Below are 25194 nucleotides of genomic sequence, written 5' to 3'. Positions count from 1 at the left end.
TATAAACCACCTCCACCAGGCGTCGTCAGTTTCGGTCTGATCAGAAAACTGACGAGCGCCGGATGGAAGGACGGCTCAGCCGCCGGGAGCGTGGACGTTAGTAGGCGCCGCGCTTAAAGACGATGTTGCCCTGCCAGTCTTTGACGTACTTACCGACAATGTTTCCGTACTTGTCTTTAACCACGACGTTACCCTGCCAGTCTTTGGCGTAGGTGTACTCCGTGTTCCCGTGCTGATCTTTCTGTACAGTATTGCCCTGCCAGTTGCGCGAACGGGTGCTTTGTGTGTTGCCGTAAACATCCTTGGAGACGGTATTACCCTGCCAGTCTTTGGCTTCGGTCTTGATTACCTTACCGTAAGGATCTTTCCATACGAAGTTGCCTTGCCAGTCTTTGGAGCCAATGGCTATGACATTACCATACTGGTCTTTAGCTACAGTATTTCCCTGAAAATCCTTGGAATAGGTAATGTTCTGCGCAAAAGCGGTAAGCGAAAAGAGCAGCATGGCTGCCATAAAAAAGAATCGTTTCATATTACTGAAATTGAAGAATTAATGCGCCTACTCTGGACAGTTTTCGGCTTCGCTGTGCGAACTGGTTCGGTTAGCGTCGTAGTTCTGCAAGGACGACGGAGGTTCCCCCCCGGGCACGGAAGTGGCTTTTCGCTGTTTAGCAGCGTGTGGGGAAATAAATCAATCCTTCTTGTGAGGGACGGGGCCCTGGGCACTCACTTCATGGCGTGAGGGGAGGGGCGATCCTTGTTTTGGGGGATGTGTTGGTGTCCATTTACTGGAAGCATACCAAACGCCAAGCGTCTTAATCCTTCTTTTTCTGGAGTGTGTTAAGATTCAGGTAGATGCTTTCTGTTTGCTTGTCGACGGATACGCCCGGAACTGCACAAAATCAAACTGCACGATCTTCTTGCCGTCCCGCTCTTCGACGTTTCGCTCCGAAGTTCCGACGACGACCGCTACGCCCTGGGCTTGCAATCTCGCCGTCAGTGCGTAAACAAAGGTGAATTCCCCTTGTAGCAGAACGGCGGCGGGAGCGGCCTCCGTTACCTTTTGGAGGTATTCCTCGGCCAGGGCGTCCACTTCCTCCGTTGTCGCTCCGCTGGGGATATTGGGAAAGGGGAGGTCCTGAACGCCTCCGAACTGGTCGTTGGCCGCTGCCAGCTGTTTATCGGACCAGCGGGGGGAGGGGTGGTTGGTGAGGTTTAGGAGCATGGTTAGAGGGAGAGTTTTTCGATTTGATGACCACGTATTGCCAAGACATCGCATAGGTTATTAAACTGTTCGATAATGATAGATCGAATCTCCGTGTATGACTTCGGCCCCGGTTTTTTTCTGAACCCAGCATGATTTACATCATTCCGAACCTTATCACTAATTACTTTTGCTACTGCTCCAATACTAGATAACTCAGTGATTTTGGAAAGTTCATCGCAAACCTTTTTCTCTTTTTCAAGAGGATAACCTGCACGTGTGCCGAGTTTATATTTGGCCGGCCCCTGTTTGGCAAAACTAAGAATGACTGCCCTTGTAACTGAACTCGTTTTTTTTTCGTTACCGATTAAATCCATTAAATAGGTGACGATAAATTCTTCAAGAAGTGTAGCCGCTTGCTGTATTAACCCGTTATTAATGCACCATCTAACTGCGTAAAAGCCATTGATTGCCGTATCCTCCTGATAGTCTTTAAACCTATCTTTCACCTTATTCAAGATCGGCAAGACGGCTTTTTCCGCGGGGTCTTCAGACTCCTTAGCTTGTTCAAGGTCCTTACTCAGCTTCATGATCTCTTGCCCGCTGTAGATGTCCATTCCCCGGTTGACAAGGGTGAACTCTGAGAAGCGCTCAAGTCCTTCTTTGATTTCCGCGTAGGCATCTCCCTCAATCTGTTCTGCTAGTCCTTTGGCGTTTCCGGTACGGAGGAAGATATTGGCGTTGTTGGTCCAGTCTTGGAGTTTGCTGAAGTCGGTTAAATTCCAGACAGAAGACTTCCATTTGTTGCGATCATAGGCACCGTAAAAGATGCCACTGACGGTAATGTTTTTCAACAACTTAGCGTAGTTAATAAGTGGCAGTGCCAAGAGCGGTAGACTTCGAAAACCATGGGTGATATCAAAATATAGATTGTCTTGGACCTCTAATTTCTCAAAAATGATGCTGAAGATGTCCCATACTTCATTTTGTGTTTTCCCATCGGGAACCATGACATTTTCAATATTGCATCCAATATTGAGTTCCAGAATTTCTGATTTTAGCTTCACATCAACGGACTCGGGGTCGCCCTTAATAGGTTGATCGTCCCAATTCTTCAATGACTCCTTAGTCGTGAAGATGTACACCTGATCATCTTTTCCAAATTGCTCAGCAACACTAGCCAAAGTAGCTACCTGGACAAAACGAGTCGCGCGATCTACCTGAGGCTTCTCGCCTATGTATCTTGATCCGCCGTAAGGGCTGGTGCCGAGGAAGGAGATAAATACGTTTCTTGGTTTCATGCGGGGTTAATTTAAAGTGTAATTTCAAAGCTTTCTCCAAGCCATTTTTTCACGTCACTTTCCTTTTCGGAAAACTTCTTTTTCCATTCTTTAGGCTTCTGCCGCGCTTTCACTAGGGCTATTTTTTCTTTTAGCTCTTCCCTAAGTTGCTCTGGTAATTGTGGGCCATTGATTGGCGGTGTGTAAACAGGAGCTGTCTGTTCTAGGAAATCTAAAATTGACTTATTGAGGTTTTGCCAATATTTTCTTGTTGGGCCAGCTGACAGGTTCGCATAGTTAGGCCCTTCTATTAACACCCGTTCAGCATTTCTTTTCTGGGCTTCGTTTCTTGCTGCTATTGCCTTAGCTTCCTTTTGCTCTTTTTCTGCTTTTCGCCGGTCCTCAATTCCGGCGGAGCGCTCTTGTTCTGCTGCCCGTACTATATCATCAGCGTGCTTTTTTAAATCCTGGATGCGATGTTTGATATGCTTCTTGAGCTTTTCTTTGATATCGCATTTTAGAGCAGTACTGCTGATTATTTTCTTCTGGTCAAATTCTTCTTTCTCATTTTTAAATTCGGAGATGTCGTCCGCCTTTTGGCCGATTACAGAATCCAACTCTGGCTGAAAACTTCCACCCCGCATAGTTGAGTGGCGCGGCAAGCCTTCATTGTTATTTTTGACCGTTTTGAAGTCACTGAGTTGGTTGTAAGGGTATCGGTGTTTCAAGGTGGGAATGTCGTCCTGTATAACCGGCACCGTCAACGCAATCACCTCTTTCACCTGCGCACTGTTCCGCCAGCTGTTATCCTCGCCTCCGAGTGCCATATCCATGTAGGCCTCGTAGCAAAGCATCAGCTCCTGCTGCTCGGCGATGGAAAGCCCGTCTACCTCAATTTTTACCTTACCGAAGCCCAGTGGTTTACCCATTCCGATCTGGTGGCGGCTCTGTTGGGTGCCGTGGAAGGTGATGGCGCTAAGTAGTGCTCCGAGTTCTACTTTGCGAAGGTTGTGGTAGTGGAGTTCACATTTGAATTGAGTGCCTTTGTCCAGCGGAAGGAACTTAGTGAACACTTTCTCACTGAGATCTTTTCCTTTTTCGTCCTTCGTTCTGGTTTTACGGGTTGGCCCGTTCAACACCGGGTAACGCTTACGCCCCGCAATCGGGCTTTTGTCCATAAAGGTTTTATAGCTACCGACATTACCAGTCGCCGAAACTTTTTGTGCCATGTACGTAGGGTAGAACGACGCACGTGGTTCCCCTAAGATGACTTTTTCTTCTTTCAGCACGGTTGGAGACGTTACCACTTTCGCGTGGGAAAACTGCACCCGCCCTTTGAGAAAGTCGGATTCTCCGTTCTTTTTGTTGGTCCCCGCCATGCCGAAGATGGCGTCGGCGAGGTCGTAGTTCTCGGCTGTTTCTTTTTGGCTGTGCCGGATGCTGTCCTCCACGGTGTTATCGTAGGGCAGTTTGTAGAGGTAGGAGAGACCGAAGTGTTTGACTCCATTAGGCCTTCCGTTCCTAATTTCTTTGAACTTGTAAAAGACCGGTATTGGGCCACCTTCCTCTAATATTTTATTCCATTTTTTATAATCCTCTGACTGCTCTCTTGTAGGCCTATGATCAAAGTAAGCGAACCGGAAGTCATTCATGGTTTCTTCATTTACTAATACTTTGTTTTCTAGACCCGTTTCAAAAAAGATGAACTCTAGCCGTTTTCCTGTTGGGGGTGTTCTATTATTGTTTCGTCCATCCGGTTGCCCGGTAAATACCAATTTACCAGGATTATGCTGGTTATCATCAGAAAAAGTATAGACTTTTCGTTTGTCCTTTTCTGTATCTTTTTCTAAATCACTTTTAGCACGGACGAAATAGTGCTCTTTATCCAAAAATTGTTTCCTCCCATTTTTTTCAAAAAGGTCATATTTAAACAGGGCAGACTTCTGTTCTTTTTCGCTGTCCCTGTATTTTTCCGTGCCTTTAGTAAAATACTGCTCCATTGGAACCCCCGTGTGCTGTTCTATGGATCTGTGAGAAATTCTTCCGGGCTCTCCACATCCATAAATGAAGTACTCTGACCCCTCTTTCTTCAACCACCCACATTGAACAGGATCATTGCCTCCAGGCTTAAAATGATTCGTGTATAGTCTACTATTCGACAAATCCCGAACTGCATACCGCCGCTCACTCACCCGTCCAATCATCCGCCCAAAGCTGAGTGTTTCCACTAGTGACCGAATCATACCCCGGGTAGAGCTACCGGGCAGGAAGTAGTTGCCGTTGGCATCTCGTTCGAAGCCGTAGGTTTTTTGCTCGTTGCTTTCGTCTTTGGCCTCGCCCTTACGGACGAAAATGGGACTTTCCGCCGTCAGCGTAAGTGTAAGCGTACCGCTCTTGCCATCTTTGAAGGGGATGTCATGGCTGATGTGGTTGATCCAGTAGGGTTTGACGACTTTCTCATTGAGGGGAACAAAATTGTAGGGAACTTTCAGGGTCATGGTTTATTTTTTGGGTGGGTTAGCGAATCCGGCGAAGGCCGTCCAGGCGTGGCGGAGGACATCCATGCCGGCGCAGTTTGGGTCTGGTTTCGGTGCCCAGTATTCCTTTACCCGAAAGTGGGTTTCGGGTTGCAGGTCGTGCGCCTGGTAGGTGATGGCGTCTTGTTCCGCTGCCGACAAATCATACTTTACCCGGATATATTTCCCGTCGAGGTAGCGGATGGCGTAGCTCGTGTCGTTGGCTTGGTCATAAAGCCAGCCTTCTACCACAAAGGGGGTGGCATCGGGGGAGAAATCCTCCGTAAACGCATCGCCCTGGTGATAGACTTTTGGCTTTTGTTCATCTGACATCCAGACGTAACCCTCGTACTGGTTTCCCGCTGGAATCCGGCTTACTATTTTGCGGTGTTTGTGTTCGGTGCTCATGCGTTCTGGCTTTTTGGGGGGATCAATGTTCCGGAGAAGCGGCCGTGGCCCTTGGCTACGCCGCCGCCGAGGGGGAGTCGACCATTTCTAAGGTCGAGTAATGCCTCATCAAAGGCTTGTCTGATTTTTTCTCCATCCTCTCCGGTAAAGGCATCCTCGTGTACGTGGATTTTCAGTTCGATTTCCTTATCGCTGCTGGCAACATCCTCATTAAAGAGTGCACCAGCTTTGGCCCCGCCGGTAAAGCGGTCGATCATGACGTGGCTGAAGGTTTTGGTCTTCACTTCGTCGTCAAAGAGGAAGACATCATTGATCAGGACGTTTCCGCGTTGGGCGGATTGTTTTTTGCCGTTCTCTTCCTCGTATCGTTCCACGGCAAAGCCGAACAGCGCCCGGACGGCCTCGTTATTTTCGCCTACGTGAGGGCGGCGGTCGTCGGTTTGCGTTGCTTCCAACTCCTGCGTGTAAGAGCTGTAGGCAGCAGATTTGGAGAAATCAAGCTCCTCGATTCTGTTTTTCTGGTCTTGCAGGCGTTCGATCGTCGCTTTGATTTCCTCCTGGGTACGGGGCATTGTCCCGTCATCGTCCAGCAGTTCGGCTACGATTGTATCGTAATCCGGAGTAGGTACGTCAGGCGTTTCCTGGTGCTCGATGAACCGTTTTTGTAGTTTGTTAAAATAGAAAGCCGTCCGGTGGCTCAGCGCGCCTTTGATGGAAGTGGCGGGGAGCAGGTAGGGGGCTTTTTCTTCGGTTAGTAGCCTGGGCTTACCGTTTTCCCAACTTATGGTGGTCTCTCGCTTGGGCAGCTGGTTGACCCAGCCTTTTTTGCCATCCTGATTCCGTTCTCCCGTAGTCGTTTCGCCACCGACACCACGACCGAACTGGAAGAAATCCCGGGCCGTCAGCCGCAAGGTGTAGATTTCCCATTTGTCAGATTTGGGCGCGGACGCAGGTTCAGTGATCGTTTGAAAAGCAGGGGGAAGGGGCGCGTCAAGCATCGCCGGCAGGTTGAGGTAGGCTTCCCGCTGGTCGGCCTGTTGCAGGTCCAGGGAGCCCTTCTGAATCTCGACTACGCGAAGTTGGCCGAAGCCCTTGCGGGTGCCGCCACCGATCCGGAAGAAAGGTTGCAGGAACTGGTCGAGTAGCTGCTGCCAGTGCTCCGCATCCGCTTCGGTGCCTTGCAGACAAAGCTCGAAGACGAAGCGCGCACCCCGGGGCACGAGTTGTTCGTCGAACTTACCGTGGCCTTTGGCGTCGGCGGTGCCGCGGCTATTGATGCGGACGTGGTCGCGCTGCGGCAGCCCGCCTTCGGAGAGGAGTTGTAGGTATTTATCGCTAAAATCGGGCATTCCGTTGTCTTCCCCGACTACCTTACCGTCGGGGCCGATCAGGTGACCGGAGGAGACGACGAGGCGGCTACCTTCTTCCTGACTGCCAAAGATGGCTTTGACGAGGTCTTCACCGAGCGCACTGCGCAGGCATCCGGCCAAGGAAGTACCCGGCAGGTAGGGCAGGGTATAGGCATCGCGCGCCACGAGGCGGTCGGTAGCGAGGCCCTGCCGCCCGGAGCCGATGGCGAGGGGGCTGGCCGTCTCTACCGTCAGGCGCGCCAGATAGATGATGTTGTTCTTCATGCGGTTTGCTTTTGGGCTTCTTTGGCCATTTCGGCGGCCAGCTTTTGGAGGAATAGGGGTTGGTGGTCATCCGCTACTGACTTGACTACAGTTTGCAGGGTGTCTCGTCCTTTTCGCCAGCTGCTTTCCGACTGTCCCCGATGGAGGAAGCCAGTATCCTTGTTAAAAATCAACTGCTCCAGGGCTTTTTCATCGGCTGCGTGGTTAGCATAATTACGCAGCGCCCCCCACTGGCTGGCACTGATGCCGGAGAACTCGCCTTTATGCTGTCCGATGAAGGTGTTGACTTTCTGGTAAATGGTGCCTTCGACATCGCGCAGGCCTACCCGGCGGTTGAGCAGGGCTAATAAATGCGGGTTGGTATTTGGTGCTGTATCGGGACTATTCGTCTCAACTGGCTTGATGTCGGCTTTGGTTAGTGCCTCACGACAGTAGTCTCCTGTGTTTTTTTGCAAAAAGGGCGGATCAATCCAGATCTGCCCGAAGCCTTCCTCGTGGTGGGAACCCACCCCGCGCAGGGGCTCGATCGTTTCCGACTTTGCTCCTTTCACAAAAAAGACGGTCCCTTTTTTGATGACCCAGCGATCTGCGTTACGGTTCCAGCGGTGGCTGTTCCAGCTCTGGTATTCCTCACTTCGCACCTGCGTCCGCGCCCAATCAATCTTGGCTTCTTGGTCAAACCCCAAATCTTTGGCCTCCGGCCGTTTCGGCTGTCCGAACGCATCGTAAAAGCAAAGGTCGGATACGGCATAGACCAGCGTTCCTTCCGTAGTGGAAGCGTCCGAAGTGAAAGAAGGTATTGCCTCTTCCAACGCTTCAATGCGGACCCGTCCGTATTCAGCGGTACGGGAGCGGCCTACACCGTGCTCGCCTACGAGAGCCTCGCGGATGGCGGCCCCGTGGTTTTCCGTCGTATCCTCCACGCTAAAAGCGAACACCGTTCCGCGCGGGATACTGAAATAACCGTACATCTGGCTGTCTTTGCTACGGCGTTTTTCCGCGTCGTGGGCAGATTTTAGCTGGAAGTCGGTTTCGATCTTTAGTGCCTGCTTCCCCCTGGCGTCGATATAGCCGCTGCGGACTTGCTTGATTTGGGTACCATCCTTGGAGAGCTTCTTCCGATCTTCTGGCTTCAGCAAGTGATCAAGGTAAATCGGTGCGTCCGTGAGCTTTTGCCCCTTCAGGGTGAAGTAGGAAAGCGGTGTCGGGAAGAAGTACTGTCCGTTCGCGTAAGGGTAGGCGTTGCTGAACTTTACGTGTCCGCTATGGAATAAGTCACGGCAAGCTGTCGCATCGAGCTTTTCATAACCTTTTGCCACAATGCCCATAAACTTGGCACCGGGGATGTAATCCAGCGAATCGACCTGCCCTTCCGTAGCGGCCCGGGAGGAGAGGACCAGCCGCGAAAGCAGGGTACAGGTAAAATGGTAGGTCTTCTTACTCATTGGGCATGATTTTAAACTGACAGCGGCCCAGCCCCCGGGAGCGGTTCTGGCCTAATCGTTTGACGTAGCGCAGGCAGCGCTCCAGCATTGCCCGTTGTGCTTCGGTAGCCCCGGAAATCTCCCCGACGATGGTGAGCGGAATGGTGACTTCCAATTGGCGTAGGGAACCGTCGGCGGTCGTTCCATGCTCGTTTATTTGTGTTGCGGCGAGTACTTCGTAGAGGGCTTCGGTTTGTTTTCCTTCGGCGATTTGACCGGCAATGTCAGCGGGTAACTCCGCGCTGCTGAACCAGCAAGTGCCCACCTTGGTCGCGGGCGATTTTTCATCCGCTTTTTCTTCAGACTTCTCCCCGAAAATGAGGGTGATCTGTTCCTGACTAAAGGCTTCGTCGCCCAACGCCAGCAGGTCTTCGGCGGCATGACGGAGCAGGCCTTTGATCGTTTTTCCGGGTACGATGGGAAGCCCTTTACCTGTTTTATTGACCACCTGATCGGCGTAGGTACCTCCGGATAGCCCGGAGCCGGTGTGCCAGTAGTCGTAGAATTGTAGGGTGTAGTGTAAGGTCATAGTGTGGCGAGTTGGAGAGCGTCGTAGAGGCGGATGGGCGCACCTTTATCTTCTTCTTTTTCTGTAAATGGAGACTTAACATCCAGTCTATCGGTAGCCATTGTATTTAATGCTCTGATCCGCTCCAGTTTTTGGGCGGCGGCTTCCGGATCTACTCGTAGTTCACCGAGATAGTCTCTCAGTGGACCGGTAGGCGTTTCTTTCTCCCGGAGAACTTGCTCGTATTTCAGTAGTTTCTTCGTGGTAGTGTATCCGTCAGGTATTAAGCTGGTGAAGTAAGGGCCGGTCGTCAGGTGTTTACCATCGGCCGTCATCAGCTCCTGCTCGATGATATCCTTATAGTCTTCTACAAAGCTGGCCTGCACTTTGTGGAAGTGAAGTGATGATGGAGTATGTTCCGAATCGATCTTCTTAGCGATCTTTTTCGTCCAGCTGCATAGTTCTTCCGCCAGATGGGCGGCGTAATGGAAGGGGTACTTGGGCTTTACGATGGCAATGCCGGCACAGGCGGTGAGGCCATCCTTAAAATACTCGGACACGTCATAGTTCCCCGCAAAATTTTCAAAACCTGTACGGGTCTCCTCCTCAAACGCCTTCAGGTACGCCTCTGTGAAAGCGACAGCATGCTCGGCGCGCAGGATCACGGTCAGGTCATCCCCGCCGATCACCACCGGGCGGATGGGAAGTCTCGTCTTGCCCGCTTCAATCTGGCCGCGCTCTTTGGGATCTAGACGATCAAGTAGCACCCGGTAAGCAGCCTGGGCAGCAGCCTGGGTGGCTGCCTCCAGCGTTTCGCTAAAGGCCCGGTAGCCCGCTTGCAATTTCTCATCCTCAATTTCGGGCAACATTTTCTGAATGAGCTTGCCGAGATTGTTGCCGTCGGCGTGGACTACGGCTAGCCAGGAGCGCTGGAACTTGTTGGTGATGTGCTCCATTTCGAAAGCAAACTGTTTCACCTTAAGCTTCTTACCCGTTAGCTTTTTGTACAATCGATCATAACCGGATGCTTCTCTCTTGCATTGCTGACGTCGGTCCATCAAACCTTCATCTTTGGTTATCCCCCCTGGTCGTCCGGTTCTACGGGCCCGCTCGCTGATCATCAAGCCGAGTTCGGTGGGTGGGCTTGGGCGGTTCCGCTGCACCTGGAGTAAGCGGTTTACCTTGTTAGCGGCGGCATGCAGGTTGGGGTAATCTTTTATTTCTACTACTGCCTGGCTTACCGTAAGCCCGGGCATTTGGGTAGCGACGTATCGTTCAAAGTCGCGGACTACCTTCTCGCAGGAAGACCTGTCGGGAAACAGGTATAGTATTTCTCCGGCGGCATTGCGCAGGAGTTGATCTTCTTGGTATTCGACGCCTACGTCCTTGAAAAAGCCTGAAAAGCCTTTATCGGAGAGCGATTCGATCAGTTCGCTCGCGCCGGCAATTTCCCGGAGTTTATTGGTTTCAAAAATGAAGGACTGAATACCCTGCACTTTCGCTCCGTAGAGATATTGGGTCATAGTGTATTAGCTGTTTAGGGGTTCGACGGTGCCGTGGCCAATGCTTACGCCTTTGCCGAGTCCGATCCAGGTGGGGAGGTTGACGTTGGTGGTGAAGGTGGCCTCAAAGGCGAGTAGTTGCTGCTGCTTGAAGCGTACCATTTTTGGGGGCTTTAGTTTTTCGAGGGTTACGGTTACGCGGCCGTCGATCCACCAGTCAACGCCCTTGGCGAAGGCGAGGATATTACCTCTCAGGGTGGCGGCAATGAGTTCCTGGCGGGCGGGTTCATCTCCTTCCAGTGTTTTCCAGCGGGCATACCGCTGCTGGTTGAAAGGCAGATAGTTCGAGATATGGTAAGTCGCCGGGGTTTCGGCGAGTCCCATATCATAGTAGCGGAGCTGCATATCAACTACTTTAAACAGCTGCTGTTTGCGCCCGATGCGTAAATTTAGGTTGCGGACCTGGAAAAGCTGGTGGATGTCTTCCGTACCTTCATCCAGGCAAATGATCCCAGCTCTTTCCTGCTCCAGTTGCTTGTACTGAATCAGTGGGTAGCGGTAGATCACCTGTTTGGTATTCTCCTTATGATTATGGAACAGACTGCTGCGGCGTTCGGTCTTTTCGATAACCGCAGAGCGAAAGAGGCGAATCTCCTGCTGGTTGATGCGTTGGTCAAATTGTACCGAAAGGTAACGTATAGGTTTCAAGTGCGGGAGTAGTTAAAAGTAGGACTAAATGTATTTTGTGCTTAGTGGCTTAAAGTTAGTAAATTAGAGTGCAAAAAGCACGCACGCTTTAAAAGAATATGGGGAAAACCGCTGAAATCAGGTGCCGGGCCATAGACCGTACCCTTCGTAATAATCCGAATGGAGTAAGTTGGCAGCAATTAGCTGAGGCTTGTTATCAATCATTCGTTACACTTGGGTGGGAAGACCGGCAACCGCCGAGCCGCCGGACGATACTGGAAGACATTCGGACAATGCGTAGTGGTGAATTGGGGCAGTCGGCTCCGATTGAATACCTAAAGGGTAGTGGGTACCGCTACGAATACCGTGATTTTGAACTGAATCCAGAACCATTAGGGTTTGATGATCTGCTTACGCTACGTAATCTCGTCGATTGGGCAGAGCAACTGACCTACGGGCAATTGCCCGCTGATTTTTCGGATGCTATTCAACGTTTGGCCCGTCATTTACATACCCAGGTGCAACGGCAGGTACCTAGCATCAAATTGGACCGTCCTGGTGGTCTTGACGGGAGAGAGAATATGCAGCCATTGCATCATGCAATTTTGTCGAAGACTGCGGTTCGCATTACTTATCAGGAGTATTTGAGCGAACAAAAAGAATTTACACTCAGCCCTTTTTTACTTAAAGAATATAACCGCAGGTGGTTTCTGGTGGCTTATGACCACGATGCTGAACAACTCTGGACCTTTCCCCTGGACAGGATTATTACTGTAGAAAAACTTGCCCTTACTAAGTTTTTCGATTCTCCTCGGCTACAACCTCTGAATTGGTTGGACCCGATTATTGGAGTAATCAGGCCTCCTGCGGAAGAAGCCGTAGAGGTAACCCTGCGCACTACGCGCTTGCAAGCTTGTTATTTCAGGACTAAGCCATTACACCATTCACAACAAGAACTTACTCCTGTTGGTACGGAGCGGCCGATTTTTTCGCTAACCATTATTCCTAATCCAGAGTTAGAGATGCAGTTGCTTAGTTTCGGAGCTGCCGTTGAAGTGCTGACGCCTGCCAGGCTTCGGGAAAAGATAGCTTTACAAATAAAAGAGGCTATGAACCTTTACGAAGTGAATTAAAACACCCATAGTAGTTCACGGAAGGCGGTAACCTATGCTTATGGGGTAGCGCCCGACCACCCGCAAAGTACAGCTTTAACCCGTACCGGTGTCCATTGATAGCCGACCCAAGCATTATCGTATACCATCTCTACAAGGTGGGGGCATCCAATGCAGTCCTGATAGGTTCGGGCATAAGATCCAGACCAGTTGTCTCCTCCGTGAAATCGTTGTCGTCGGGGGCAGGGACAGCCTATGGTCCTAAAGTGATGGTAGCCCCGCCATTCACTATGTTTGACTTTAAGCTGCTTACTCGTTTTTCGCCGTCGGTACTCAAATTGGTGTTGAAGCGGGTTAAATAACCACCGGCCATGAACCGCCCGGCCACGGTCACGGCCGCCAAAATTGATGATTCTTCGGGCCAGTTCTTTGGTGTCTTGCCCACGGCTCTCGTTTACGAGCTCTCTGAAAATGGCCAATACGTCAATTTCGAGGGATGGTATCCCTGCTCTGATAAAGGCGCGCTCCTTGAGGGAATCTACAGCATGAGATACTTTTAATTCTACTACCAGTTTTTCCTTGCCATACAAAAGTACATCGGCCACAAAGCCCTTGATGCCCACTTCTTCGCTCGTCTTATGATATTTGAAGAGACTGGGGCCGCGAACATGCCGTGTGAGCTGGTGAACCAGCACAGGAGGCATGAGTAGGCAGGAATGGTGATGTAGAACCGCTTTAGCGAAACGATGCAAACCTGATTCTATTCCTCCCGGACATTCTCCAGCTCCATGATGGGCAAAATGATGGGCATTGACCTTACCTTTTTTGGCGGATAATGCCGCACCACAGCCGGGGCAGAAACAACGGCACTTTAAACCACTTTTTGCTCGCCGGATGGGAACAATTTTACCGTCTTCACCAATACCTACAATCAGGGGTAATTTGCGCATTGGCATACCCAGTAATTAAAAAACTAAAAAGGATGCACGAAAAGTAAGTTAATGGTAGCACTTGTGTAAAATGTTGTATTTGTGTTGCGTGCAAAACAAATATAAGTGTAATTTCTGCAACCTGCAACCTGCAACCTGCAACTTGCAACCTGCAACTAGTAACCTGCAACTAGTAATGCCCCCCACTCAAATACCGGTCCCCCCGATCACAAATAATACAAACGACGACGCCTTCGTCCAACTGCTCGGCCAGGCGGAGGGCGGCGGCGGTGGAACCGCCGGAGCTCATGCCCGCAAATACACCCGCTTCCCGGGCCAGTCGGCGCATGGTGGTGATGGCTTCTTCCTGGCTAACGTCGATCTTCTGGTTGACGACCGTCGGGTCATAAATTTTGGGCAGGAAGGCCGGGCTCCAGCGGCGGATACCGGGAATACGACTGCCGTCCGTTGGTTGAACGCCGACAATTTTGACGTCAGGGTTCTGTTCGTGCAGGTAACGGCCCGTGCCGGTGATGGTGCCGGTAGTGCCCATACTGGAGACGAAGTGGGTAACCTGGCCATCGGTTTGTTCCCAGATTTCAGGGCCGGTGGTTCGGTAGTGCGCCTTCCAGTTGTCATCATTGGCGAACTGGTTGAGCTGGAAGTAATCGCCCGAGTCATGCATCTCCTGGGCCACCTCTCTGCTGTATTCAATGGTCTTTTCGGCCGGGGTAAGGATGACCTCCGCGCCGTAGGCGCGCATGGTAGACACCCGTTCTTTGGTGGCGTTTTCGGGCAGGACGAGCGTAATGGGAATCCGAAGCTTAGCGCAAATCATCGCCATGGCAATACCGGTGTTTCCGCTGGTTGCTTCCACAATGGATTTACCACCGTCGAGATCTCCGCGCTCCCAGGCACCGAGTACCATGCTGAGGGCTGCGCGGTCTTTGACACTGCCTCCGGGGTTTTGCCCTTCCAGTTTACCGAACACCTGAACGGCGGGGTTATCGCTTAGGTCAGAGATATCGAGTAGGGGAGTATTGCCGATGAGGGAAAATAGGTTGGACATATTGGCGCGTTAGTCTGTTGGTATTTTGGTCTGTTGGCTCTTCAAGAGTGTTTCTTGACCATTCCGCAAAGTCACTCAAACGAAAAATAGGGCAACAAGGTTGGCAGATTCTTATCAGTTATCAGCCGCAGACGACGTAAATCTTCCGGGCCGTTAAAACGACCAAACTTTTCACGGTTTTTGACGATAGAGTTCGCCAGATTCCGATTGATGTAAGGGTGCCTTTTCAACTCATCATAAGTAGCGCGGTTGATTACGAGCGGCCGGGGAACGGGACTGGCCTTGAGGTAGGGCATGATGGCCTGGAAAGTAGAGTCCGGGAGGCCCCGCGTTTCTCCTACCTGATTGACGGAAACGAAACCACCGAGCACTTCCCGAAAACGAACAATGCGTTTTGCGCGATAGGAACCGATGCCGGGGATGGACTTCCATACCGACGTATCTGCTGTGTTGATGTCGACGGAACCAGGTGGGGGAGGAGGAACCTTCGGTTTGTAGGTGTAGGTAGTTGGCGCGGCCGCAGGTGCAGTGGAGGTTGGAGGAGCAAGGCGCACGAGCGGAATAACGGCCTCCACCAAGGCTGAATCCAATGACTTTACCCGCCGCAGGTCCGTTGCCCGCCGGAAAGTAATTGCCCGGTCGCCCCGGTACCGCAGTAAGGACTTTGCCTGCCAGGCCGGGAAGCCCAGCAGCTGGAAGCTATCCGCCGAGATGGTGTTGGGGTCAAAAGAAAATTGTAGCGCGGCGACGACCGGTTCCGGCTCTTCCGGCGGAATCTCCGCTAAGCCGATCAGGTGGTCTTTCTGCTGATCTGAAAGCGTCCCGAGTCGACGCAGGTCTTCCGCCTTCCGAAAGGCCCGGCCATATTTTGCTTTACTACGGTAGTTGATAAGGGCAACTGCTTGCTTAGGGCTTAGCCCCAATCGTTCTAAATCCTGCGCAGAAACGGTGTTGGGATCAAAAGCAAAACTTTGCACCTGCGGCCGCGCCCTTTTCTTTGCTGTATCCGCCACGTAAGCCAGTGGAATCAACCTGGCCTTATCATCTCTGCTCAAGACGAATAACTTGCCAATTTCCTCCGGACTCTTAAAGGCATTCTGACGGTTACCCCGGAATTTTAGCCAACTCAGCGCCTGCTTGTCGCTAAGTCCCAGCCGGATGAGTTCCTCCCGGGAAACGGTGTTCGGGTCGAAAGCAAAAGCTTCTGGTACCGGACCAAACTGCTGTCGTTCCTGCACCATCAGGCTCTGGCGAAGGCTACTGGCTGCTGCCACCGATGAAGCCGAAGCATGGTCCCCGAATGACAATCCGAAGTCAGTCAGCCAGGTACAACCGACTGCAACAATAAGAACGGCCAGCAAGGCTAACCGCTGATTACGCGGGTAGGCACCTAATCGATAGTCCATGCTGGTAAAGGTAGCCTTGATTGGGCGATTTTCAGGTCTTACCTGGCTGTTTTACAGCGGCAGCGGCCAGTCCAAAAACTGACACACCAGTCCGCCCATCAGCGCCATGGCAATGGCCCAGTAGCCAACGTGGATCAACATGTATTTCCAGCTTTTACGTTCGAAGAGACCATTGATACAAATGATGGGCGCAACGATGGCCAGCGCACCCATGGCGCCATGCAGCGCTCCATGACCGAAGTGGAGGTGGCGGGAGTACATCCCCCATTTGTCGTCCAGAGCATTCAGGTCCTGCCAGAGGGCACTACCACTTTCGGCCCATTCCGGTAACATGCCGAACATGCCGGACAGACCCGTTTGGTGCACTACCAGTATTGGAATAAAGGCGGCCAGAATGACGCTGTATACATAAGAAAGGCCAAGAATTTTCAGCATATTGCCGTTTTCCAATTCTGCGTCAGTAACGCCCGCTTCGCGTTGCCAGGCCTTTCCGAAAAGAGGGCCATAATAAATCATGCCGACGGCCATTGGAACCAGGGCAAACAGGAAGGTGAGCCAGAAATTAGATGGAATCATAGTGTAGTGGGTGGTTTGGTAGGGATAAAACTAGGTGTTAGAACGGATAAAAACAACAAATTGTAAATAATAAATATTTTAGACATAAAAAATCACTCCCAGTTGTAAACTCCTCCTACGAAAACAATTCGCCGCGAGAATACCTCCTCCGAGCGATTCTCGAAGGTGGCATCGTAGCCGTAACTTCGGATGTTTTCGGTGTTCAGCAGGTTATTGACGCTGAGGTACAGGATTAACTGCCCCTCCCCGAGCGGGAAAATTTTGGAGGCAGACAGGTCAATACGGCGGTAGTTAGGGTAGCGCGTACCGTCGTCGGCGGCGGCGAAGACCGGCGATTGCCAGCCCTCCCGGCCGGGTATGGGCATTTGACCGATGACGGGGAGGAAGTATGTCCCCCGCCGCCAGCTGGCGGCGAGGCCGAGGCTCACATTGCCTTCAAACGATTTTTGCACCTGCGCCCGCGCCAGAAACGGAAGGTCGCGCCGCGACGGAACGCCCGCTGCCTCCGAACGGCTTCTCACCATCGCCAGACTGGCCCAGGCCCGCAAGCTCTTGTTGTCAAATGTTACCCGGCTTTCTGCTCCGCTTACCCGTAAATCGGTGCTTAATTCGTACCGTTCCTGCTTGTCGAACAGCGCTGCTTCCAGCGTCCAGAACCGCCGTTCGTAAGTGTATTCCAGGGCCAGTTGGCGAAGCTCCAGCCACTGCCACTCCCGGACCTGCGGGCCGGGAGACAGAAACTGCGCAAAACGTCCGCCCCCCAGGTTAAACCGGTGCCACTTGCCCGCCCGGTACTTCAGGGAAGCCTGAGCGGTGTATTGGATTTCCTCCGTTGAAAAACCATAAAGCGACTTCAGGCCCGCACCCACCAACCACTTTTCTCCCAGTCGCAACTGGCCATAAGCGTAGGCTTCCACTAATTGATGGTCAGTCTTTACGTAGTAGGTCTGCGAAGGGTCCTCCGGAGAAATAGCGTAGTCACTTAAGGGGAAGCTTCCCCTCACCCGGTCGGCAAAAACGTTGGTGCTGGCTCCTGTTTTTAGCTTGAAACCAGACTTGTTATAAGTGCCATGAACTGCCGCATGCCCACTCAGGCGGCGAGGCTCCGTAATGCTGTTGCCAAACCGGTACTGCCCGTTTTCCCAGTCCATCGCCTGATTGAAACTCCAGGCCCAATCGTTTCGCTCCAGTTGCCAGTTCGCAATCGCTAAATGGCGGGGCTTTCGCTGCTCAAAATCGCCTTCGTAGTAAGGGGACTGAGTCGTGAAGGTGAACCGTTCCTGAAAGCCGAGGTAAAAGAGCTGAAAACTGGATTTTTCACTGAAATTATGCACGAATTGTACTGCTGCATCAAACCCATTGGAGGCCTTTAACTCCGGTAACCCTTTGCGATTCAGTGCGCGGAAGGCATCCAGGTTCGCCACGTTGACGAAGGCGCGGATACCACTTTTGGGGCCAAGGGGCCTGCTGTGTGAAAGCCCCGCTCCGGCAAGGTTCAGGGAGATGCCGTAGTTAGTCGTTGTGGGTAAATCCCTGGCGGTATACAAAGCGACCGCTCCGGCACTCGTTTGGGAATAATTTACGGGAGGAGCGCTGGCGTAGATTCGGACATCGGCCAGGGGGATCTGCCCGAAAATGCTAAACTGGCCCACCCCATTGCTTTGGTCAAGGCGGACGGCGGATCGAATGGGCACGTCGTTCAGGTAAACGCCCGTAGCCTCGGAGGGGCTGCCGCGCAGGGAGACATTCGCCGTTTCGTCTACGTTGGTTGCTGCCGGGAGTGTATTGACGGCCAGCAGAGGATCGGCGTTAGCTGCCGGGTTGAGGTAGATGTCCATTTGGCTGATCCGGGTACTGGCCAGTTCCCCGTTGGGGATCTTTTTGGCACGAACGGTGATGGCATCCATGGAGGCTGCGTCCGTTGGTTGTAATGGCCAGAGAATGGCTGTGTCCGATGCCGTGACTAAACGGGCAAAGGACTTGAAGCCGAGGAAACTGACCAGGACCGAATCCGGTTCGGAGAGCTCCAGAGAAAAGCGGCCATCAAGGTCGGTCGTCGTTACTTTCCCGGGGGCGGAAAGCGGGTAGACATAGGCTCCCGTCAGCGGGGCCTGATCGGCACGGCTCACGATGGTGCCGCTGATACTGATCTGAGCGTGGAGGCAGCCGCTTACCGTTAGCAGGAGCAGCAGGAGAAATTTGGGCATGGTGGGTGGTTTGTGCCGTCGGGTGCGCTTATGTCTGTCTTCGGCGGCCAGTCGACGGTTCTTATTTACTCAGTGCGGGGAGTAATACTTTCGCTACGTATCCAAATTCCGGTTCCAGCTCTAAGGCTTTCAGGTAAGTCATCCGGGCGCCGGCGGTGTCGCCGGCTTTGCTTTGTGCCTGTCCGAGCAGGGCCAGTGTTTGGAGATGAAACCAGTCGCAACCAGCCTCATCGTTGTTGGTGGCAATGGCGGCCTGAAGGTGCTCAACGGCGAGCTCGGGGTCTCCTCCCCAGGTTTCCGGAGTGTAGAAGAGGTTGGAGCCGAGGCAGTATTGCGCAACGGGGTTTTTGGCGTCATAGGAGACTCCTTTGGTGGCATATTTGCTGGATTTGCTGCCGTAGAGCATCCCTTTCATGGGAGATTGGGCGATGAGCAGACCGAGGTAGGCGCTGTAAAGCCCGTTAGCAGCGGGGTCTTTTTTGTCGGACTCCCAGAATTTGTCCAGCGAGTCTTCCATCAGGTCAAGGCACTCACTAAGAAAAGCATCGTTTTGGCTGGCCATGGCGGTGCCGGCGGCACCAAGTCCGAGGCGAGCCATTTCAAGCTGGTTGGCGGAATTGTCGGGTAATGCTTTTGCCTTGAGGAGTACTTCTTTCCAGCCATCTATGTCATTGGTCAGGTAAGCAGTGCGGGCTTGTTGGTTCAGCTCGGTGCTGTTGTTGCATTGGGCGCTGACGCAGGTGCAGGCAAAAAGTAAAAGGAGCAAGGGTAGGTAACGCATCGTTGTATCGTTTAGGATTGATTTTGAAACTGTCCGCAAGAAGCAGCCCATTCCATCACCCCGAAAATTTGCTTGCTGAGTGGGCGGATTGACTTGACGGCTGGCATATTCCCCGTTCGTCAAGTAAAAGGCACCATTCGTCAAGTTGAGCGCCCAACCGTCAATGGGATGGTTTCTAATTGAGTGCAACCCTGTACATTAGCTTAAGAGCAGTATACTTAGCTCGTAAAACCTTATATGGATCAGCCCTTTCCCTACATTTTTCGTCGTGGCCCCTGGATCGATTTGATCTTCTGGCTTGTTTACGGGCTGTTCTGGCACGTGATTTTCTCTCCTAATGTCTTTGCTGCTTCCAACCTGACCATTACAGCTATTCTCACCAGTTGGCAGGCGGTGGCTACTTACTCCCATCACCGCTTTCTTCTGGAACCCAGAGCGAATAACCAACTGTCTATATTACCTTATATTTTGGCTGTGGTATTGTTGGTCTGCTTTTGTTCTACTCTAAGCGGGACTAGTCTTTACGCCTTTTTCATAACAGTGCTTACCCCTGGCTCAACGGAAGAATTTCTTGGGGAATTCCGGGACTATTGGCTTGGTTCGATTCTGGGAGGCATGACGATGGCAGTAGCCACCACCGGAGCGATCTATCTTTTTGGTCGCCGTCTTGATCTGGAGAAGCAGGAACGGGAACGGGAATTTGCTCATACACAAACTGAGCTGGCTTACCTGCGCGGTCAGCTTAATCCTCATTTTCTCTTCAATGCCCTGAATAGTATCTATGTCCTCATCCCACGAGACCCGGATATGGCTCAGGAAGCGCTGGGCGGGTTTTCGGATTTGCTGCGGTATCAATTGTACCGTTCTGAGCGGGATTTAGTCCCGCTGACCGAGGAGCTCGATCAGCTGCAGCAATTTGCGGAGTTAAGCCGGTTGCGATTTGAGGAGGATCTCAATTTTGCACTTCACCTGGCTCCTCACTCTGGTACGCCGACCATACCGCCTATGCTACTGCTTCCTTTACTGGAGAATGCTTTTAAGTATTGCCCGAAAATGGGCGGTAGGATATCCGGAGAAGCGAAAGTGACTGACGGTAAATTGTTCTTTTCGCTGGAGAATAATGTTTCTGAAAAAGTAATCGCTTCTGAGGCTTCGGGGATTGGCCTGAGCAATATTCGTCGGCGATTAGAGATTCTTTTTCCCGGTAATTACCGCCTGGAAACGGAAGAACAGGATGGGCAGTATTCTGTACACCTTGAAATCCCTACCACAGAATGACCATTAAAACCCTAATCGTTGACGATGAGCCCCTGGCAAGAACGGGCCTGAGTGATTACCTCCACCGGGTGGACTTCCTTACCGAAGCGGGCCAGGCCCGCGACGGGATGGAGGCACTCCGCCTGATTGAAAGTCAACAGATTGATTTGTTGCTGCTCGATGTCCAGATGCCCGGTCTGAGCGGGACGGAGTTGATGCAGAGTCTCCGTCATCCGCCAGCGGTGATTTTTACCACGGCACACCCGGGTTTTGCGGTGGAAGGCTTTGAGCTTAATGCGATTGATTACCTGTTGAAGCCAATTTCTTTTCCGCGCTTTTTGCGGGCGGCCCTTAAAGCGAGAGATAAGCTTTCACCGGAGAGTCTCACGGCTTCCTCAACGGCTACTGCACCTGCGTCCGCGCCGAATAAGGAGGAGCCTGAAGATATATTCATTCGCCAGGAAGGCCGCGTAGAGCGCCTGTTGCTTAAAGACATTCTCTATGCCGAGAGTATGCAGAATTACTGCCGCATCCACACGGTTAATGGAAGTCATTTGCCTTTGTTGCCCCTCAAGGAATTGATTCAGGCGCTGCCGGAGGCGGATTTTTTCCAGATTCACCGATCTTATGTCGTGAATCTGAAAGCCGTGGAAGCCATCGTTGGTAATCAATTACGAATTGGCCCGCAGCTACTTCCCGTGAGCCGGTCTAAGCGCGCAGAACTGGAGCGCAGACTGGTCGGGAACCGATTGTTGTGATCTTTGTGTGTCTTTAAGACGAAGAATCCGGCGAATATCCCTTTATTTGTGACATGACAAATCTATCAGTGGATCTTAACGGCCACATTGCCGTCCTTACCGGCGGGGCCGGTGTGCTTGGCATGGCGATGGCCCATGCACTTTCTCAGTCCGGGGCTAAGGTGGCCCTGCTCAGCAGAACCCGATCAAAACTTGAAAGTGCCTGTAAGGAGCTAACGGACAACAGCGGCAACCCGACCCTTGCGCTTGCCTGCGATGTAACCGATGAAGACTCTCTGCGGAAAGCCCTGTCTGAGCTGAAAGAAACCTGGGGGCGACCTACCATTTTGGTTAATGCCGCCGGCGGTAACCGCGCCGGTGCCACCGTGATGCCCGATGCGGATATCTTCGCGACTTCGGCGGCTGATTGGCGCTCGGTCATCGATCTCAACATGATGGGAACCGTGCTACCCAGCCTAATATTTGGCGAAGCCATGACGGAGGGCGGTAGCATCATCAATATTTCCAGTATGGCCGCTGACCGGCCACTGACCAGGGTAGGGGGCTACTCGGCTTCCAAGGCCGCCATCGATAATTTTACCGGATGGCTGGGCGCTGAACTGGCCCAACGCTATGACGGCAAACTCCGTGTAAATGCCATTGCTCCCGGCTTTTTTATCGCCGATCAGAACCGGAAACTGCTCATGAATGATGATGGTACGCCTACCTCCCGCGGGAAGCAAGTCCTGGATCAGACACCAATGGGCCGATTCGGCGAGCCGGAAGAATTGCAGGGGGCACTGTTGTTTTTAGCGTCGGACGCATCCAGTTTTGTTACCGGTACCGTCGTGCGGGTGGATGGTGGATTTTCTAATTTTGCGGGCTTGTAATTTTCTTTTGAACTGGAAAATTCAAAACAAACTCCAAGCTGCTCGTGTCCAACAGTTTAAACGGGTTCAATATCAAGTAGTACTGAACGTACTTATACTCAGTCTTTGATTCAAGTGCCTGGCCCCGGGGATGGTCTCTCCTTCGGCTCCTCAACTTCTCCAACTCCTTTGGAGAACTATCCTGCTGTAAGTACCTTACGAATGCAGTCTGATGTTCAGTGTATTCAGCAGCCCTGAAGCCGCTATGCGGCAGATTTTTCCGGAGGAGCAGAAGGAGAAAAGGAGATGGAGGAGAGACTTTCGAGGATTGCACTATTATTCTCACTTATTCACGTCCATGAAGTTCTTCCTCGCCCTTTTTTTGGCAGTTTTTACCACACTTTCTCCTCTTTGTGGTCAGAGCTTTGCCGACTCCCTATCCACCTTTCTTAATTCCTTCCGCACCGAAAAGGTCTACGTAGGCCACGATAAGCCCTACTATGCTCCGGGCGAAACTATCTGGTGTAGTGTTCGGCTGGTAGACGGAACGACTCATCAGGTATACGATGCGACTCCTCTGGTTTATGTTGATTGGATTGATCCTGAGGGGAAGGTCGAAAAAACGTTTACACTGCAGCTTAAGGATGGTTTTGCTCCATTGGATATTTCCACCCCAACTACTGCTAAGACGGGAACTTACCGTCTCAGGGCTTACTCCCAGTATCAGCGGAATTTTGACGAAGCCTACCTCTTTCAGAAAGAGATCAGGCTCCTTGACTTTGTTGATGCGCCGGATTCAATACCCACTGCGGAAAGTTTTACGGTCAAATTTTATCCGGAGGGAGGCCATTTAGTAAAGGAAATGGAATCTACCGTTGCCTTTAAGGCACGCAATAACCGGGGAGAAAACATTTCTCTACGCGGTATGCTAATCGATGCATCCGGAAAAAAACTGAGCGACGTGCTGACCCTGAATGAAGGAATAGGCATTTTTAAACTGAGGCCGGAGGCCGGGAAGACTTATTTCCTGAGAACGGAGTATGAGGGCGTAAAAGAAGATTTTCAGTTACCAGCGGCATTAGAGAGCGGCTTTCTTTTGCATGCTTCGGCGAGGTCTTCCGAAACGATCAGTGTCACGCTAAGGGCTGATGACAAGAATACACTGATTGGTACCACACTGATTGCGCAGGTTCGGGGCAAGATCGTTCTTCAGGTGGCATTGGAGGATGAAAGCGTTCAGTTGTTGTCGATTCCAAGGAAAGAGGTTCCTTCAGGGATTATTCATTTCACCTTGTTTGATGCACAACAGCGGCCCGTTTGTGAACGGCTGGTTTTCAATAAGAACCCCAACGAAAGGGTAACTCTGGGGATAGAAAAGGATAAGGAGGAGTATAAGCCCCGGGAGGAGGTGGTGCTGAATTTATCCACGCTGCTTGAGGGGCAGGCAGTGCTAGCGTCTGCGTCAATTACTGTTTTTGATGATGCACTGAACAGTGAAGAAGCCAATGAGTTAACGGTGGAAAACTATCTGCTCCTGCAGTCTGACCTTCCCGGCAGGATAAATAATATCCAACAGTATTTCGCTGAAGACAATACCCGGACCAATACGCTGATTGATCTGCTGATGCTCACCCATGGCTGGCGAAAATTCACCTGGCAGGATGCGCTGGCGGGACAGCTGCCCGATCTGCTCTTTCCACCTGAAGAACACCTGACCATTGCCGGTAAAATTACCCGGCAGGAAAGGGAGGAAGGAGTGAAAGCTGACGTTCAGTTGCAGGTGCTTTCGCTGGATGATCTTACGTCTTTGGAAGTAAGCACGGAGGAAGACGGAATCTTTGTTTTTAAGGGCTTTGACTTTGCCGATACGACTAACGTCATGCTACAGGCAAGTACCCATAATGAACGGGTGATGAATAAGCGGGAGGAAGGGGAAACAGGGCGTACGGGAAGCCGTTTCGTTGATGTCCGGGTGATTACCCCGGACTCTCTACCGTTCAATGATGCCATTGGGTACCAGTCAGCCATTCACCGCCCGCAGACCCTGAAGGCTTACGCTTACGAGATGGCGACTTCCTTGCGGGAAAATGCTGTGGATGGCTCGGAGTGGTCTGTTGATCTGGAAACCATCACCGTGACGACTGGTAGAAACAAAGCAGAAATCCGGGAACAGAAGATCAAGGATCGGATGAAGGAAAAGGGCGTCTTCTACTTTGGTGGAACCCAGAAGTTTATGGCGGATGATCCTCAGTTTGACGGCTATCGGGACGCCAGTATTTATGAGCTCATTAAAACGGTTGTTCCGCGTATTCACCTGGTCCCGGATGGTGGCCGTCCGAGGCTATTGTACGGCAGTATTACGGCTGGGGTAGAGCCATTGATTGTTGTGGATGGTTCTGTTGTCCCGCTCTCTGTTGTCAATAACCTGAACCCGAATGATGTAGCGGTGATTGAAGTTCTGGAAGGGCTTCTGGCACAGCATTATTCCAACGACGATGCGGTGGTCCTTTCACTGGTCACCAAGCGGGATGGAGAGATTGAAATAGCGAATCCCGGAATGCTCAATATTGTACATCCGGGTTACTATCAGGCCCGGGCGTTTTATGCTCCCGATTACTATGAATTAACCGACGCCTCCAGGCCAGACAAACGGTCCACCCTTTACTGGAACCCTAACGTGAAAACTGCTGACGGAAGGGCCCGCTGTAGTTTTTTTACCGGAGACCGGACTGGGAACTATCTTATTCGGGTGGAGGGTATTTCCGTAGACGGAATCCCTTTTGTGGGGAAGCGTCTTATGCGGGTGGAGTAGGGGAGAGTATCCCGGGACGATTGTAATGGTCCCCGTTCTGGGGCAAAGAAAATTTCAGGTTTTAGTGCTCATGATTTTAATCAGTCAGAGAGGACTGTTTTGGATAGGGGTGACCACTCTCACATTTAATCGGTTTGACAGTAATCTTACAAAAGGTGATAGTAATGCTATCGTCCATTGCGGTTTCATTCTTGTTTCCCTTATGTAAAACTACTA

21 protein-coding genes are annotated in these 25194 nt (G+C 51.7%); 5 read left to right on the top strand and 16 right to left on the bottom strand.

The window, feature by feature from the left end; translation table 11 throughout:
• Positions 1-97: 97 nt before the first annotated feature.
• The 10 genes from BM123_RS01085 to BM123_RS01040 all read right to left on the bottom strand — a co-directional run bounded on the left by BM123_RS01085 (position 98) and on the right by BM123_RS01040 (position 11244).
• Positions 98-532 carry a hypothetical protein gene (locus tag BM123_RS01085; protein WP_090164955.1) on the bottom strand — a complete coding sequence of 145 codons (435 nt, stop codon included), beginning with the start codon at positions 530-532 and terminating at the stop codon, positions 98-100.
• Between the two features lie 315 nt (positions 533-847).
• Entirely contained in the window at positions 848-1225 is a 378-nt protein-coding gene (locus BM123_RS01080) for a CRISPR-associated protein (RefSeq protein ID WP_090164954.1), read from the bottom strand.
• 2 nt (positions 1226-1227) lie between these two features.
• Positions 1228-2505: a TIGR02221 family CRISPR-associated protein gene (gene csx2 / locus BM123_RS01075; protein WP_090164953.1), complete on the bottom strand. Its 1278-nt coding sequence runs from the start codon at positions 2503-2505 to the stop codon at positions 1228-1230.
• 11 nt (positions 2506-2516) lie between these two features.
• Positions 2517-4982 carry a TIGR03986 family type III CRISPR-associated RAMP protein gene (locus BM123_RS01070; protein WP_090164952.1) on the bottom strand — a complete coding sequence of 822 codons (2466 nt, stop codon included), beginning with the start codon at positions 4980-4982 and terminating at the stop codon, positions 2517-2519.
• 3 nt (positions 4983-4985) lie between these two features.
• Complete coding sequence (locus BM123_RS01065; RefSeq protein ID WP_090164951.1) at positions 4986-5408, bottom strand: TIGR04423 family type III CRISPR-associated protein; 423 nt, start codon at positions 5406-5408, stop codon at positions 4986-4988.
• On the bottom strand, positions 5405-7042 hold the full coding sequence (locus BM123_RS01060; RefSeq protein WP_090164950.1) for an RAMP superfamily CRISPR-associated protein: 1638 nt from the start codon (positions 7040-7042) through the stop codon (positions 5405-5407). The genes BM123_RS01065 and BM123_RS01060 overlap by 4 nt, the downstream gene beginning before the upstream one ends.
• The gene (locus tag BM123_RS01055) at positions 7039-8487 is read right to left on the bottom strand and encodes a hypothetical protein (protein WP_090164949.1); all 1449 of its coding nucleotides are present in this window, start codon (positions 8485-8487) and stop codon (positions 7039-7041) included. Before BM123_RS01055 ends, BM123_RS01060 begins: the two co-directional genes overlap by 4 nt.
• Entirely contained in the window at positions 8480-9055 is a 576-nt protein-coding gene (locus BM123_RS01050) for an RAMP superfamily CRISPR-associated protein (RefSeq protein ID WP_090164948.1), read from the bottom strand. The genes BM123_RS01055 and BM123_RS01050 overlap by 8 nt, the downstream gene beginning before the upstream one ends.
• Positions 9052-10557 carry a Cas10/Cmr2 second palm domain-containing protein gene (locus BM123_RS01045; RefSeq protein WP_090164947.1) on the bottom strand — a complete coding sequence of 502 codons (1506 nt, stop codon included), beginning with the start codon at positions 10555-10557 and terminating at the stop codon, positions 9052-9054. Before BM123_RS01045 ends, BM123_RS01050 begins: the two co-directional genes overlap by 4 nt.
• A gap of 6 nt (positions 10558-10563) precedes the next feature.
• Entirely contained in the window at positions 10564-11244 is a 681-nt protein-coding gene (locus tag BM123_RS01040; protein ID WP_090164946.1) for a CRISPR-associated endonuclease Cas6, read from the bottom strand.
• Positions 11245-11342: 98 nt separating this feature from the next.
• Between BM123_RS01040 and BM123_RS01035 the strand changes: the two genes are divergently transcribed.
• Positions 11343-12356 carry a helix-turn-helix transcriptional regulator gene (locus BM123_RS01035; RefSeq protein WP_090164945.1) on the top strand — a complete coding sequence of 338 codons (1014 nt, stop codon included), beginning with the start codon at positions 11343-11345 and terminating at the stop codon, positions 12354-12356.
• A 38-nt stretch (positions 12357-12394) separates the two neighbouring features.
• Here the strand turns inward: BM123_RS01035 and BM123_RS23795 are convergent, their stop codons facing one another.
• From BM123_RS23795 to BM123_RS01005, 6 genes are all read right to left on the bottom strand, one after another.
• Positions 12395-13291 carry a competence protein CoiA family protein gene (locus BM123_RS23795; RefSeq protein WP_139211713.1) on the bottom strand — a complete coding sequence of 299 codons (897 nt, stop codon included), beginning with the start codon at positions 13289-13291 and terminating at the stop codon, positions 12395-12397.
• 163 nt (positions 13292-13454) lie between these two features.
• Complete coding sequence (gene cysM / locus BM123_RS01025) at positions 13455-14333, bottom strand: cysteine synthase CysM (protein WP_090164943.1); 879 nt, start codon at positions 14331-14333, stop codon at positions 13455-13457.
• 71 nt (positions 14334-14404) lie between these two features.
• Positions 14405-15739, bottom strand: a complete 1335-nt coding sequence (locus BM123_RS01020; protein WP_090164942.1) for a helix-hairpin-helix domain-containing protein — start codon at positions 15737-15739, stop codon at positions 14405-14407.
• 51 nt (positions 15740-15790) lie between these two features.
• Positions 15791-16315, bottom strand: coding sequence for a DUF1761 domain-containing protein (locus tag BM123_RS01015; protein ID WP_090164941.1), 525 nt, complete (start codon positions 16313-16315; stop codon positions 15791-15793).
• A gap of 92 nt (positions 16316-16407) precedes the next feature.
• Positions 16408-18522 carry a TonB-dependent receptor gene (locus tag BM123_RS01010; RefSeq protein ID WP_090164940.1) on the bottom strand — a complete coding sequence of 705 codons (2115 nt, stop codon included), beginning with the start codon at positions 18520-18522 and terminating at the stop codon, positions 16408-16410.
• 61 nt (positions 18523-18583) lie between these two features.
• Positions 18584-19303 (bottom strand): tetratricopeptide repeat protein, encoded by a 720-nt coding sequence (locus BM123_RS01005; protein ID WP_090164939.1) that lies wholly within the window; start codon positions 19301-19303, stop codon positions 18584-18586.
• A 237-nt stretch (positions 19304-19540) separates the two neighbouring features.
• On the opposite strand from BM123_RS01005, the gene BM123_RS01000 reads away from it, so the two are divergent.
• The 4 genes from BM123_RS01000 to BM123_RS00985 all read left to right on the top strand — a co-directional run bounded on the left by BM123_RS01000 (position 19541) and on the right by BM123_RS00985 (position 24978).
• Positions 19541-20581, top strand: coding sequence for a sensor histidine kinase (locus tag BM123_RS01000; protein ID WP_090164938.1), 1041 nt, complete (start codon positions 19541-19543; stop codon positions 20579-20581).
• The gene (locus BM123_RS00995; protein ID WP_090164937.1) at positions 20578-21318 is read left to right on the top strand and encodes a LytR/AlgR family response regulator transcription factor; all 741 of its coding nucleotides are present in this window, start codon (positions 20578-20580) and stop codon (positions 21316-21318) included. The genes BM123_RS01000 and BM123_RS00995 overlap by 4 nt, the downstream gene beginning before the upstream one ends.
• Positions 21319-21371: 53 nt before the next feature.
• On the top strand, positions 21372-22187 hold the full coding sequence (locus BM123_RS00990) for an SDR family oxidoreductase (RefSeq protein WP_090164936.1): 816 nt from the start codon (positions 21372-21374) through the stop codon (positions 22185-22187).
• A 337-nt stretch (positions 22188-22524) separates the two neighbouring features.
• Positions 22525-24978 (top strand): MG2 domain-containing protein, encoded by a 2454-nt coding sequence (locus BM123_RS00985; RefSeq protein WP_175489210.1) that lies wholly within the window; start codon positions 22525-22527, stop codon positions 24976-24978.
• Positions 24979-25194: the final 216 nt, after the last annotated feature.

It is taken from the genome of Neolewinella agarilytica, assembly GCF_900110645.1.
In the GTDB taxonomy this organism is placed as follows: domain Bacteria; phylum Bacteroidota; class Bacteroidia; order Chitinophagales; family Saprospiraceae; genus Neolewinella; species Neolewinella agarilytica.
The sequence above is the reverse complement of the archived record's forward strand: the minus strand, read 5'-3'. Positions and strand labels throughout refer to the sequence as shown.